Here is a 13,598-nt window from a genome sequence, read left to right as displayed (position 1 = left end):
AGGCACTTACTTGCCTTCAAAGTGAATATCTCAAGCTAGCCTTTAACGGCTAGCTTTTTTCTTTCTCTCCTGTCCATTTTTGCTAATCTTGTCAATAGTTTCAGTCGTAAAATCAAATCCCCTGTTAGGGCTATTGAAGAGCAGTACCATTGGTAATCCCAGCCATGTATAACAAATTTGTAGCGGTATTAGTTGCCATTCTAGTGGGGTGGTGTCTTAGTTGTATGAGTGGTGTGAGTGCGCAAGAAGAAAGGAAAAAGCTACTGTTTGTCAGTGATCCTTGGCCTCCTTATATTACAGGTGATTTGGGCCGACCCGCTAAAGGTGGCGTAGCCGTTGACTTTGCAAGAGAGCTTTTGCAGCGGTTAGGTTTTGAAATGCGCTCTATGCTGTACCCATGGAAGCATAGTATAAACATGATTAAAACCAATGCTGCTGATTTGATTTTTCCTTTAATTCAAAACCCTGAGCGCGATGAGTTCATGACTTTTTCTCAAACAGTATTTGTTTCCCATGATCGAATCTGGTTTTTAAAAAGTAAACTTGAGCCTTTAAAGTGGAGTAGGTTGAGTGACTTGTATGGATATCGCTTAGGTAAAATAAAAGGCTATAGTCACGGTGATGAGTTGGACCAAGCGGTGGAGGAAAATAAGTTTGCAGCGATTGTTTATGGAGAAAATCATCTTATCAATTTAACTCGTTTAATTGATGATGAGGTTGACCTGGTGATTGCTGATGAGCAGGTTATCCAAATGATTATTAGAAGAAATTCCGATTGGCGTAATCTGTTTGGTTTTACTCGTAAAGCAATCAACAAAAGTCAATATAAGATTGGTTTTGCTAAAGACTCTCCGGTAACTAAGCACATGGATAAGCTTAATCAAGAAATTAAGCGAATGAGATCAGATGGTTCTCTAAGACGAATTTTTTCAAACTACTAGTTTGTTTTGTGTTTTTTTTGAGGTCTTACTTTTTTATAAAAGTATGCAACCTATAATCATTTATTTTTTAGGAAAGTATTATATGTATAGCTGAAGTATAATAAATTGCCCTGTGTGATATGGTTGAATTTTTGTGAGGGTTGATATTTACAAGCAAAGTAGAGTAACAAGTCACTACATGATATTAAATAATTTGATTAAAATCGCTATTCTTGATTTACTTAAAAATACGCATTTGCCTGTTTCATTATACCAGATCATTACTCACCTAAGATCGCTGAACTTGGTAGATGAACGTCAAGGGAACTTAGCTTTATTTCGTCTCAATTTTTTAGTGATGAATGCATTGTTTCAGCTGCAACAAGAGCTAATAACTGAGCAGCTATACTTGAGAATTTCTAGCTTGGCTATTCGATTAGAACCGCTTCATAAAACCGATCAAACGGCATTATCTATTATTGATAATGATGAGTCATTACGGCAGTACTATCTTGATTGGAATAATCTAACAAACACTACTGAGCAAGATGTAGAAGCATTATTGAGTCGTTTCTGGAAGCGGTTTTTATCTGCAGATAAGCGTGTAGACGCCTTGCTGGTTTTAGAACTACCAGTTGGTGCGGATTGGTCTACGATTCAGCAGTCATATCGGCGGCTGGCTGCACAACACCACCCTGATAAAGGCGGCTGCCCTCAGCGGTTTATTGAAATACGTGAAGCGTATGAAATATTGCAAAAAAGTGATAAGTCTTGTTCGACTAATCGTTAGCTCGACAACTGTTGTATAGTGTTTGATAATGATTAATAGCAAATTTTACCACTGTTTTGCCAATTATAACTGCCTTATAGCTTAAAAGGAGGGGTGTGTGATTCGTCGTTTTGCGAAATTACTGGTTTGTCTATGGTGTAGTGCAATGGCTTAACCTGGGTTGTCATGTCAGGATATTTTGGCCAGTGCAACCATTCGTAATGCACGTGTACTTGGTTTAGACAAAAAACTGGATTCAGTTGCTGTAGGAAAAATAGCTAATTTAGTAGTACTGAATGACAATCCATTAAAAACGGTTGAAGCCTATAATAATATTGATCAGGTCATTTTGCAGGGTAAGGTGTATGGCCGTGAGGCATTTGTAGTTAACTAATTTATTGATGCAAAGCAAAACCGCCACTTCCTTTAAAAGTGGCGGTTTGACAGGTGTATTTTGTTGTTTGTTGAGTTAGTTGGTAGCAGAGTAAGGGTTGTCTGAGTGCAGATAACCAATTAAATGTATTTTCTTTGGGTGTTTACTTAACCAGGCTTTGATTTTTTTAATTTCTTCATAATCGTCTTCGCCAAACTGTTGTTGATACATATTCTCGAACATGGCTTTAGACATTTCTTTTTTTATTTTGCGCTGCCAAGGGTCGGTAAAGATTTGATTTAGCTTGTCCCCCAGACCTTCTTTCTTGAGTAGCTCCCAGACATCTTTCTCTAACCAGATACCATTTATGGTTGGACTGAGATTAACTTTGTACTCGTATTTACTGGAAATACGAAATCTAGACATGATAATGCTTGTTTTAGGACATAATAAAGCACTGGTTGTGGCCCTGGGCTTGATATTGGTTTTGATATTTTTGAATTTAGCCTCGGGGTTTTTTTCTTTCCAGTTTAGATAATCTTCCAGGTACAGCCAGTTGCCTTTGCAGCTATTACAGGTCATGCAAGGGATTTGCTTATCTAAACGTGTGGGAGTTAGAACTCCTTTTTTGCAACTTGTACATTTCATAGGGGCTAAGAAGATTAAATCCAATTTAATAGTAAACCGTATCCGCGAACTGGATGTTACTTAAACAATATAAAGCTGTAAATTGTATAAAGAGCTTATAGACTGTGAACTGATTAAAATTAAGTTGCGTATGTGGGAAGCTAAATAATTGAAATAGGTAGTGATTTTATCTTTATGAGGCTAATCAGATAATTTTAAAATTTCTAAAATAGTTCACATTAGATTTTAATTGTTTCGTGATGCAGTTTTGTAAGCTACATAAGATGTGAAAGGGCTGGATGAGTTTTGTTGTAGCTGGTGGAGGGAGTGTATTTGAGAAGGCTGAAGAGGTGAATAGGGTAGAGGTTACTCCACCCTATTTGAACCTAATAAACAGGTATTAGTTATGTGAGTGAAGCTCTTCATTCAACTCAATGGCAGATTTGTTGGTTTTGCACTCTAGTGCGCCACTAAGCGAGTTGCGGCGGAATAATAAGTCAGAATGACCTGCAAGGTCTTTTGCTTTAACCGTTTTTACCAGTTGGTTACCATCGTCTAAAATATTGACTTTTGAGCTGGCTGTTACATAAAGGCCAGCTTCTATCGTACAGCGATCTCCCAAAGGAATGCCAACACCAGCATTAGCGCCGACTAAACAGTTTTTGCCAACGGAAATCACGATATCATTACCACCAGACAAGGTGCCCATAGTGCTACAGCCACCGCCTAAATCACTGCCTTCAGCAACCATAACACCGGCTGATATCCGGCCTTCGACCATGCTTTTGCCTTCAGTGCCAGCGTTAAAGTTGACAAAGCCTTCGTGCATAATGGTTGTGCCTTCGCCAATATACGCACCTAGCCTTACTCGCGCTGTGTCAGCTATTCGTACTCCTGCAGGAACTACATAGTCGGTCATTTTAGGGAACTTATCTACGGAGTTGACTTCAAGTAGTTCGCCTTTTAGTCGACTTTCTAATTGGCGCTGAGGCAGTTCAGCTAAGTCAACGGCACCTTGGTTAGTCCAAGCAACATTAGGCAGCAGTGGAAACATGCCTGATAGATTAGTGCCATGGGGTTTTACAAAACGATGGGAAATCAGCTGTAATTTTAAGTAGGCTTCTGGGGTTGTTTGAGGGGCTTCATCAGTTGCAAGTAAAGTCGCTACTACCGGACGCCGGCTACCTTGAAAGGCTTTAATAATCGCTAGCTGATCTTGAGCATTAAGCTTGGCCAAGTTGGATTCCAAGGCTGCTAGGGTATCATCTGTTAGCTCAAAAGTTTGATTACTTTGCTGATAGCTAAGAGCTGAAGTAAAGGCGTTAGCAAGCTCGGCAGATGGCTTATAAAGTGGCGCAGGATAATAAACTTCCAGCCAGTTGTCTTGTTGGTTTTTGCTGCCTACACCAAGTGCAATACTGAAAAATAAGTCGGCCATGATTAATACTACACCTTAATAACTTTTTAAATGGGTTGGTAATTCACTTCTTTATAGCAATATTTCGCTATAGCTTTCTGGAGAGAAACCTACACTGATGTTGCCGTCTTTATCCAGCACAGGGCGCTTGATGACACTTGGATTGGCAAGCATCAAGGTAATCGCTTTTTCATCAGTTAAGTTGATTTTTTGGGTTTCAGGAATTCGACGCCAAGTGGTTCCCCGTTTATTGATCAGTGTATCCTGGTCTAGTTGGGTTAACCACTGAGCAATAATATCACGATGAATGCCTGCGGTTTTAAAGTCGTGAAATTCATAAGCTATTTGTTGTTCATCCAACCATTTTCTAGCTTTTTTTACTGTGTCACAATTTTTAATGCCATAGAGTTTAATCATGACCTGATTTATTTACTCCTTATTGAATAGTTAAACTACGTTTTTGATTTTTGCCGATTGAGTCTTGCTGTGACCGGTTATCCAGATGCTGGCAAAGAGTTTGTTGTATTTGTAAACAAGTTTCTTCGTCTTTAATCGGATTACCCTGTAAGTCAGTGATAAGAAAGACATCCTCAACCCGTTCTCCCAGAGTGGCAATTTTAGCATTGTGTATCACGAGTTTCAGGTCCACAAATAATTTGCCAATAAGGGCGATCAGACCTGGCCGGTCTGGTGTGGTGATTTCAATAATGGTTCGATGGTTTTTACTGTTGTTACTAATCACCACTTCAGCAGGGTAGGCAAAGTGTTTTAGTTGCCTAGACGTTCGGCGGTTAATGAGCTCTGGGTTTTTATTGTGACGAATGAGTGCCTTGACCAGGTGCTGCTTTATTTGTTTGATGCGGTAAGGCTTATGGCCAATTGGGTTGCCATTTTGCTCAAGCACAATAAAGGTATCTAAAGAGTAACCTGTTTTGGAGGTAATGATGCGGGCATCTTGAACATTAAGGTTTAGTTTGTCCAGCCCTGCAGTTATAACGGCAAATAAGCCTTCACGGTCTTTGGTGTAGATAAAAATCTGAGTAGTGGCTTCTGTTTGCTGCTCAGTGGTTTCTTTAATCAGAATTAATGGCTTGCGTTGCTTGTGATTGATAATTCCCTGACAGTGCCAGCTGATCTCTTCTGCTGTGTGTCGTAAAAAATAGTCATCACCCAGATCGTGCCATAGCTTTTCAATAACCTCCGGTTTGACATCATTGTCAATAAGTAGAGCCGCTGCTTGTTGCTGAGTTGATTGAATTTGCTCGTGCTTGCCAAAAGGGTTTTCCAGGCCTCTGGTAAAGGCTTGTTTAGTCGCTGAGTAGAGCTGTCTAAGTAAAGATGCTCGCCAGCTGTTCCATAGGCTTGGATTGGTAGCATTTATGTCAGCAACAGTTAGTGCATATAGGTAGTCTAGCCTGCTTGCATTAGAAACCTGCTGAGCGAATCGGTTGATAACTTCAGGGTCGGATAGATCTTGTCGCTGTGCCGTTGATGACATGAGTAAATGAAATTTGACCAGCCATACCACGAGTGCTGCGTCAGCTTCGCTTAGCTGATGGAGCTTGCAAAACTCTTCTGCTTCAACAGCCCCTAACTCTGAGTGGTCACCACCTCGACCTTTGGCGATGTCATGAAATAAACCGGCAATATACAATAGTTCGGGCTTCGCCAAGGTTTTAATTATTTGGGTGGCAACCGGGAAGCGGGCTTTGCTCTCTTGATAATGAAAGCTACGAAGAAATTTGATCAGTAACAGGGTATGTGCATCAACCGTGTAGATATGAAATAAGTCGTGTTGCATTTGGCCTGTGATTTTCCCAAATGCAGGTAAGTATCGACCTAAAATGCCATAGCGCATCATCCGTCGTAAGTTAACCGTTAGCCCATAAGGTGCTTTCATTAGTTCAATAAACAAAGCGGTATTATGAGGGGTGCTGCGAAAGCTCTCATCAATAAGGTAGCGATGTTCTCTAATTAAGCGAATAGTTGAGGCTTTAACACCCAGTATTTCAGGGTGTTGAGTCATCAATACAAACACTTCAAGCAGTGCAGAGGGAGTAGCTTTAAAAACGCGGGGTGAAACAACTTCAATATAGTTATTGTTGATCTGAAAGCGTTCGTTGAGTCTTGTGATGGAAGTGGGTTTATCTGCAGATAAAATTAAATCATCAAAGTGCTGTAATAGTAAGTCATTAAGTTCACCAAGCGCCATGACAGTGCGAAAGTACTGTTGCATAAACTGCTCAACAGCTAGGCTGGAGTGTGTGTCTTGATAGCCAAACTGTTGGGCAAGTTGCTTTTGGTAATCAAATACCAGGCGGTTTTCATCTCGTTTAGCCAGCAGATGAAGTCCATATCTGATTTTCCACAAGTATTGCCTGCCTGAACGTAAAATACGGTATTCAGAGTCGGTCAGTAATCCTTGGTCAACAAGTTGGGCCAGGTTTTTGATGTCAAAGTGGTGTCGGCTGACCCAGCTAATCATATGAATATCTCTTAAGCCGCCAGGAGAGCTTTTTAAGTTCGGTTCAAGTAGATACTCTGTTTCATTAAACTTCTTGTGTCGCTGGCGCTGCTCTTCGTATTTTGCTTGAAGAAATTTTTTGCTGGGCCAGTATTGTTTGGCTTGGATATTATCTAGCAACTGCAGTACAAGTTGGCTAGGGCCACAAAGTGTTCGAGACTCAAGCAAGTTGGTCATGATGGTTATATCAATAGCTGCTTGCTCACAACATTCAGTAATGGAGCGAACGCTATGGCCAACAGCCAGTCGTATGTCCCAAAGCAGAGTAATAAAGGCTTCAATACCTTGCTGATAGGGGGCAAAACTGTCGTGTGCCAATAAAATCAGTAAATCAATATCAGAGTGAGGGTGCAGCTCTCCACGGCCATATCCCCCAACAGCGACTAAGGCGATATCCTCACAATCACTGCCGATCCAGTGTTCCCAAGCCAAACTAAGTACTTGGTCAACTAGCCAGGCACGAGCATGAACCAGTGTTTCAACAGTAACACCATTCGCAAAATCTTCATCCAGCTTGCTTTGTGCTTGTATCAGGCACTTTTTGTAAGCGGGAATAGGTGAGTTGGATAGGGTTAGTTCGGCACGGAACTGACCCTTATCAAATAACTGCTGACAATAGTCGAGTGTGGATTGATCCAGCTTCATGTGTCTTCTAATGGGGTGGCAGTAAGACCACCCAGCAGTTGGTGTGGTTTAAAAAGGTTCTTCAGAACGTTTGGTAAGAACTTCACAGCCGTCAGCAGTAATAGCTAAAGTATGCTCCCACTGTGCAGAAAGACGCCCATCTTTAGTGGTTACTGTCCAGCCATCTTTTTTGTTTAACTTGGTGTATTTTTTTCCAGCGTTAATCATTGGCTCAACTGTAAAAGTCATCCCTTCCTGAATCTGCAACCCTGTGCCAGGCTTTCCATAATGAAGTACTTGAGGCTCTTCGTGAAAAATTTTACCGATACCGTGGCCGCAGTACTCTTCTACTACTGAAAAGTGGTGGGTGTGAGCATGTTTGCTGATGATATGGCCAATATCACCCAGGTAAACACCAGGTTTTAGTATTTCAATGGCCTTATATAAGCACTCTTGGGTAACATTGCAGAGTTTTTTGGCGTGTTCTGCTACATCACCAACATAAAACATCTTGCTGGTATCTCCATGGTAACCGTCTTTAATAACGGTGACATCGATATTAATGATGTCGCCATTTTTTAATATTTTTTTATCGCTAGGTATACCATGACAAACCACTTGATTGACTGAGGTGCAAATAGATTTAGGAAAACCATTGTAGTTTAAAGGTGCTGGAATCGCCTGTTGATGATTAACAATGTAGTCATGGCAAATTCTATCTAATTCACTTGTAGTAATACCTGGCTCTACATAAGGGCCAATCATTTCCAGCACTTCTGCTGCAAGACGGCCAGCAACGCGCATTTTTTCAATTTCTTCAGGGGTTTTAATATTTACAGCCATAACAGGCATTGATCTCCGTCACTTGTCAACGCTTAGGGTGAGGGTCTGTTGGCGTTTGCCCAAAGGGTTCCGCTTTGCAGAAGTCTGCTGCTGCAAAGCTTACGGTAGCCGTTTTGGCTTACATAAAATGTCACTGGACAATAATTATTTTGTTGTGCATGTAAGAAGGTAAGCTACAACAGGCCCTAGCCCATTAGTGTATCAGAAGCTGACATGAAATAAATTGTTACCTCTATTGTTGAATGTTTGGTTGAAAAGTGGGATGTATAAAATAACTATCGGGAGTAGCTAATATATCAAAAAATGTAATTAGCCTGGTGAAAGGAGTAGAGCTATAGCTAACTTGTGCTGCACCCTATAAATAGGCTGTCCGTAGCATCCTGGTAACGTTACTCTGAGATTTTAGGGGGCGGTACTGGGTTTTAGTTTTCGATAATTTATGGTATAAAGCTGCGCCTGCTAAATGGCAGGATATAACACACACACACCAATACCATTACTCTGGGTGCCTAAACAGGTTGAGTCGTGGGGTGTGTGGAGGCCTAACCCGATGTTGGAGAAATAACATGGCTAAAGTTTCAATGCGTGAAATGTTGAAGGCTGGTGTGCATTTTGGTCACCAGACTCGTTACTGGAACCCTAAAATGTCTAAGTACATTTATGGTGCACGCAATAAGATTCATATCATTAACCTTGAACACACCTTGCCAGCTTTCAATGGTGCCTTAGGTATCATTAAGAAGATGGTTGAAAGCAAAAAGAAAATTTTATTTGTTGGTACCAAACGTGCTGCGAGCAAAGTGATTCGTGAAGAAGCTAAGCGTGCTGGCATGCCTTATGTTGACCACCGCTGGTTAGGTGGTATGTTAACCAACTACAAAACTATCCGTCAGTCAATTCGTCGTCTGCGTGATCTAGAAGCGCAAAAACAAGACGGTACGTTTGAAAAACTGACTAAGAAAGAAGCCCTAATGCGTACCCGTGAGCTGGAAAAACTAGAGCGCAGCTTAGGCGGTATCAAAGAAATGGGTGGCTTACCAGATGCAATTTTTGTTGTTGATGTTGACCACGAGCGTATTGCTGTTACTGAAGCAAACAAGCTAGGTATTCCAGTTATAGGTATTGTTGATACCAACAGCAACCCAGATGGCGTGGACTACGTAATTCCTGGTAATGATGATGCGATCCGCGCAATCCAGCTTTATGTGAAGTCAGTTGCTGAAGCAACAGTAGAAGGCCGTGCCTCTGCTGACCTAGGTCAGGCAGATGAGTTTGTTGAAGTTGCAGAAGAAGCACCTGAGCAGCCTGAAACTAAAGAAGCCGCAGAAGGCTAGTCTACAAATGTATTCATGATCAGGCAGTTCTGCCTTCATCATATACAGTAAAGGGGGCAAGGCCCCCTTTTTCGAATTTTAAGTTAATTATACTTTTGGGTGAATTGCACTCTAACTGAATTAAGAGGATAGATTCATGGCAGCAATTACCGCCGCATTGGTAAAAGAGTTACGTGAGCGCACTGGCTTGGGCATGATGGAGTGTAAAAAAGCACTGGTTCAAGCAGAAGGCGATATTGAAAAAGCAATAGAAGAGCTGCGTAAGTCAGGTCAGGCAAAAGCTGCGAAAAAAGCCGGTCGTACTGCGGCAGAAGGTGTTGTAGCAGTTAAAGTAGCTGATGATGCGAGCTATGGTCTGCTACTTGAAGTGAATAGTGAAACTGACTTCGTTGCCCGCGATGACAATTTCTTGGGTTTCGTGAACACTGTTTTAGATAAAGCATTTGCTGACAAGCAAACAGATGTTGCCAAACTGATGGAAGGTGAGCTAGAAACTGCTCGTTTGGCATTAGTGCAAAAAATTGGTGAAAACATTGGTGTGCGTCGCCTTGAGCTAGTTGAAGCGTCAGTGGTTGGCAGTTATGTACACGGTAACAAGCGTATTGGTGTATTGGTTGCTCTGGACGGTGGTGACGTTGAGTTGGCTAAAGATATTGCTATGCATGTGGCTGCAGTTAACCCTCAAGTGGTTAACAAAGAAGATATGCCTGAAGAAGTGGTAGCGAAAGAGAAAGAAATCTTCATCGCTCAAGCTAAAGACTCAGGCAAGCCAGATGATATTATTGAGAAAATGATCAGTGGCCGCATAAACAAGTTTTTGGCAGAAAACAGCTTGGTAGAGCAGCCTTTTGTTAAAGATCCTGACGTAAAAATTGGCGCTTTAGCGAAAAAAGCCGGTGCAAAAGTATTAGGCTTTAAACGCTACGAAGTGGGTGAAGGGATTGAAAAAGAAGAAGTTGATTTTGCTGCTGAAGTAGCTGCCCAGGCAGGACTTAATAAGTAGTAATCATACCAATGGCCTGCTAAGCAGGCCATTTTTTTGAGAGCAGACTTTATTAAGAGAGCAGGTGAACTGATGCCTATTAGTGACCGACAACCAAAATACAAACGTATCTTGCTAAAACTAAGCGGTGAAGCCCTAATGGGGGATGAGGACTTTGGTATTGATCCAAAAGTGCTCGATCGAATGGCGCTTGAAATTGGCCAGTTAGTAGGTATTGGGGTGCAAGTAGGAATAGTTATCGGTGGTGGGAACCTGTTTCGTGGAGCATCGTTACATGCAGCAGGCATGGATCGTGTGACAGGTGATCACATGGGAATGCTGGCCACGGTAATGAACGCATTGGCAATGCGTGATAGCTTAGAGCGCTCGAATATTAATACCCGAGTTATGTCAGCTATTCCAATGAGTGGCGTGGTTGAGCACTATGATCGCCGAAAAGCCCAGCGGTATCTAAATGGTGGTGATGTTGTTATCTTTTCTGCAGGTACAGGCAATCCTTTCTTCACCACTGACTCTGCAGCCTGCTTACGAGGCATTGAAGTTGAAGCAGATTTAGTATTGAAGGCCACTAAAGTAGATGGCGTATTCACTGATGATCCGGTTAAGAACCCTGATGCAGAAAAGTTTTCAGTACTCAGTTATGACGAAGTACTGATTCGTAAACTGGGAGTTATGGATTTAACGGCGATCTGCTTAGTGCGAGACCATCACATGCCTGTTCGTGTATTTAATATGAATAAAACCGGCGCCCTGTTAAATATTGTTGTGGGTGGCAATGACGGAACATTAATTGCTGGGGGTGAAAATGATTAATGAAATTAAGTCCGATACTAAGACTCGGATGAAAAAAAGTGTGGAGTCTTTGGATGTTGCATTTGCCAAAATTCGTACTGGCAGGGCACACCCTAGTTTGCTGGATAGCGTTGTAGTTTCGTACTATGGTGCGGATACACCATTAAATCAAGTGGCTAATATATCAGTAGAAGATGGTCGTACTTTATCAGTTAGCCCGTGGGAAAAGCAGTTAGTTCCTGATATTGAAAAAGCTATTCTAAAATCTGACCTGGGTTTGAACCCTAATACGGCAGGTGATGTAATACGGATTCCACTACCGCCTTTAACTGAAGAAACGCGTAAAAACTATATTAAGCAAGCTAAGTCAGAGGCGGAAGGGGCTCGTGTCGCTGTGCGTAATATTCGTCGGGACGCAATCAGTGAGCTGAAAACGCTATTGAAAGATAAAGAAATCAGCGAAGATGAAGAGCGCAAAGCTCATGATGAAATCCAAAAAATAACCGACCAATATATAGCTGAAGTTGATAAAGCGCTACAGGTTAAAGAAGCTGAGCTAATGGAAATTTAGCGCTAACACAAGGTGCTGTCAGGTGCTCAATCAACTGATAGCGCCTTTATTCTTATTGGGCTAACAGCAAATAGTGCAAGACCTTTCTTGGTAGGATAAAGCGCTAACACTTTGTTGATTGACCCACGCCTTATGATAAAAATCAGATAAAAAGCCTTGCATCCTATGGATTTAGCGGTATTGTTTCGCATTCAATGAATGAGGCATATAGATTCAGGATTCATGTCAGCGATAGACACGTCACCCAAGCTTAATGAGGCTTCAACCATCAACTCCCCTCGCCATGTTGCTGTCATTATGGATGGCAATAACCGTTGGGCCAAACAACGTAAACTGCCAAGCATTGCAGGGCATCGTGCCGGGCTGAAAGCTGCACGGAATATAGTAGAAGCCTGTCGCGACTACAACATAGAGGTGTTAACCTTATTCGCTTTTAGTAGCGAGAACTGGCGGCGCCCTAAAGATGAAGTGAGTGCATTAATGGAGTTATTTCTTCATGCACTTAAGCGGGAAACCAAGCGGCTGAAAAAAAATAAAATTCGTTTAAAGGTTGTTGGCGACATCAGTGCTTTTAGCAACACAATTCAGCAGCATATTAGAGAAACAGAGCAAGTGACAGCTGAGTTCAGTGAGTTTACTTTAGTGATTGCTGCAAATTATGGTGGCCAGTGGGATATACAAGAGGCTTGTAAGCGGCTGGTTAACCAGGTTCAGCACGGTGAGCTAACGGTAGATGAAATTACCGCTGAACAAATTGATGACAATCTGTCGACTGCTGGTTTACCGCTTCCTGATTTATGTATTCGAACCAGTGGTGTGCATCGAATCAGCAATTTTTTGTTATGGCAGCTAGCTTATGCAGAACTGTATTTCACTGATACGCTCTGGCCTGACTTTGATAAAGCTGCATTTCATCAAGCATTACTAGACTACAGTTCCCGGCAGCGCCGGTTTGGCCAAACCAGTGAACAAGTGGAGGCTGCTCAGTGCTCAAACAAAGAATAATTACAGCCGTTATTTTGATACCACTTGCATTGCTTGGGGTGTTTGCCCTTTCTCCCTTTTTCTTTAGCCTATTTGTTGGTGGTATTGTGCTATTAGCTGGCTGGGAGTGGGCGAATTTAGCAGGACTACCCCAAACGCCTGCTCGTTTGATTTATGTTGCAAGTCTTGCGTTGGCTTTGTTCGTCTCACAGTATCTACCTTTACAAATGATATTAGGCTTAGCTGTTTTAATGTGGCTTGCTGCTTTGATATTGGTGTTAACTTATCCTGGGTCTGCCATGTTTTGGCGGCATAGAAGCCTTAAACTGATAGTAGGCTTAATGGTGTTGGTACCTGCCTGGAACTGTTTGGTGTGGTTAAAACATGCAGAAAATAGCTCATGGCTAATTGTTTATCTGTTTGCTTTGATTTGGGGGGCTGATATTGGTGCTTACTTCTTTGGTAAGCGATTTGGTAAGCATAAATTAGCGGCAAAAGTGAGCCCTGGTAAAAGCTGGGAAGGAGTATATGGAGCAATAGCAGTAACGACATTAGTGGCCATTGGTGTTGGGTTGGTGCAACAGAAAAGCTTTCCTCAATTGATGGTAATGGTGTTATTTGCTTGGCTAATTGTTGCTGTCTCAGTGCTCGGTGACCTGCTGGAAAGCATGTTTAAGCGTGAGCGGGGTGTTAAAGATAGCAGTAATTTACTACCTGGGCATGGTGGAGTGATGGATCGTATTGATAGCTTAACAGCCGCAATCCCGGTTTTTTGTATTTCGCTATTGGTAACAGGTCTTTGAGAACAAGGTGGTAA

General features: G+C 41.9%; 14 protein-coding genes. 9 read left to right on the top strand and 5 right to left on the bottom strand.

Annotated features, from left to right (window positions below; translation table 11 throughout):
- Positions 1-164: 164 nt before the first annotated feature.
- The 3 genes from OQE68_RS04470 (at position 165) to OQE68_RS04460 (ending at position 2,083) form a co-directional block, all read left to right on the top strand.
- Positions 165-941 (top strand): substrate-binding periplasmic protein, encoded by a 777-nt coding sequence (locus tag OQE68_RS04470; RefSeq protein WP_180567340.1) that lies wholly within the window; start codon positions 165-167, stop codon positions 939-941.
- A gap of 178 nt (positions 942-1,119) precedes the next feature.
- Positions 1,120-1,710, top strand: a complete 591-nt coding sequence (locus OQE68_RS04465) for a DNA-J related domain-containing protein (protein ID WP_180567341.1) — start codon at positions 1,120-1,122, stop codon at positions 1,708-1,710.
- A gap of 160 nt (positions 1,711-1,870) precedes the next feature.
- Positions 1,871-2,083 (top strand): amidohydrolase family protein, encoded by a 213-nt coding sequence (locus OQE68_RS04460; protein ID WP_255490784.1) that lies wholly within the window; start codon positions 1,871-1,873, stop codon positions 2,081-2,083.
- 75 nt (positions 2,084-2,158) lie between these two features.
- Here the strand turns inward: OQE68_RS04460 and OQE68_RS04455 are convergent, their stop codons facing one another.
- The 5 genes from OQE68_RS04455 to map all read right to left on the bottom strand — a co-directional run bounded on the left by OQE68_RS04455 (position 2,159) and on the right by map (position 8,097).
- Positions 2,159-2,710: a TFIIB-type zinc ribbon-containing protein gene (locus OQE68_RS04455; protein WP_180567343.1), complete on the bottom strand. Its 552-nt coding sequence runs from the start codon at positions 2,708-2,710 to the stop codon at positions 2,159-2,161.
- 379 nt (positions 2,711-3,089) lie between these two features.
- A complete protein-coding gene (gene dapD / locus OQE68_RS04450) occupies positions 3,090-4,127 on the bottom strand; it encodes a 2,3,4,5-tetrahydropyridine-2,6-dicarboxylate N-succinyltransferase (protein WP_180567344.1) in 1,038 nt (345 codons plus the stop codon).
- Between the two features lie 51 nt (positions 4,128-4,178).
- Positions 4,179-4,523 (bottom strand): ArsC family reductase, encoded by a 345-nt coding sequence (locus OQE68_RS04445; RefSeq protein ID WP_180567345.1) that lies wholly within the window; start codon positions 4,521-4,523, stop codon positions 4,179-4,181.
- 19 nt (positions 4,524-4,542) lie between these two features.
- Entirely contained in the window at positions 4,543-7,275 is a 2,733-nt protein-coding gene (locus tag OQE68_RS04440) for a [protein-PII] uridylyltransferase (protein ID WP_180567346.1), read from the bottom strand.
- 48 nt (positions 7,276-7,323) lie between these two features.
- Positions 7,324-8,097: a type I methionyl aminopeptidase gene (map, locus tag OQE68_RS04435; RefSeq protein ID WP_180567347.1), complete on the bottom strand. Its 774-nt coding sequence runs from the start codon at positions 8,095-8,097 to the stop codon at positions 7,324-7,326.
- A gap of 566 nt (positions 8,098-8,663) precedes the next feature.
- On the opposite strand from map, the gene rpsB reads away from it, so the two are divergent.
- The 6 genes from rpsB (at position 8,664) to OQE68_RS04405 (ending at position 13,584) form a co-directional block, all read left to right on the top strand.
- Positions 8,664-9,431, top strand: a complete 768-nt coding sequence (gene rpsB / locus OQE68_RS04430; protein WP_180567348.1) for a 30S ribosomal protein S2 — start codon at positions 8,664-8,666, stop codon at positions 9,429-9,431.
- Between the two features lie 136 nt (positions 9,432-9,567).
- Complete coding sequence (gene tsf / locus OQE68_RS04425) at positions 9,568-10,434, top strand: translation elongation factor Ts (protein WP_180567349.1); 867 nt, start codon at positions 9,568-9,570, stop codon at positions 10,432-10,434.
- A 72-nt stretch (positions 10,435-10,506) separates the two neighbouring features.
- Entirely contained in the window at positions 10,507-11,247 is a 741-nt protein-coding gene (gene pyrH / locus OQE68_RS04420; protein ID WP_180567350.1) for a UMP kinase, read from the top strand.
- Positions 11,240-11,797 carry a ribosome recycling factor gene (gene frr, locus OQE68_RS04415; protein ID WP_180567351.1) on the top strand — a complete coding sequence of 186 codons (558 nt, stop codon included), beginning with the start codon at positions 11,240-11,242 and terminating at the stop codon, positions 11,795-11,797. Before pyrH ends, frr begins: the two co-directional genes overlap by 8 nt.
- Before the next feature lie 222 nt (positions 11,798-12,019).
- Complete coding sequence (uppS, locus tag OQE68_RS04410; RefSeq protein WP_180567352.1) at positions 12,020-12,802, top strand: polyprenyl diphosphate synthase; 783 nt, start codon at positions 12,020-12,022, stop codon at positions 12,800-12,802.
- Positions 12,784-13,584, top strand: coding sequence for a phosphatidate cytidylyltransferase (locus OQE68_RS04405; protein ID WP_180567353.1), 801 nt, complete (start codon positions 12,784-12,786; stop codon positions 13,582-13,584). Before uppS ends, OQE68_RS04405 begins: the two co-directional genes overlap by 19 nt.
- Positions 13,585-13,598: the final 14 nt, after the last annotated feature.

The organism is Spartinivicinus marinus (assembly GCF_026309355.1).
Lineage (GTDB): Bacteria > Pseudomonadota > Gammaproteobacteria > Pseudomonadales > Zooshikellaceae > Spartinivicinus > Spartinivicinus marinus.
The sequence above is the reverse complement of the archived record's forward strand: the minus strand, read 5'-3'. Positions and strand labels throughout refer to the sequence as shown.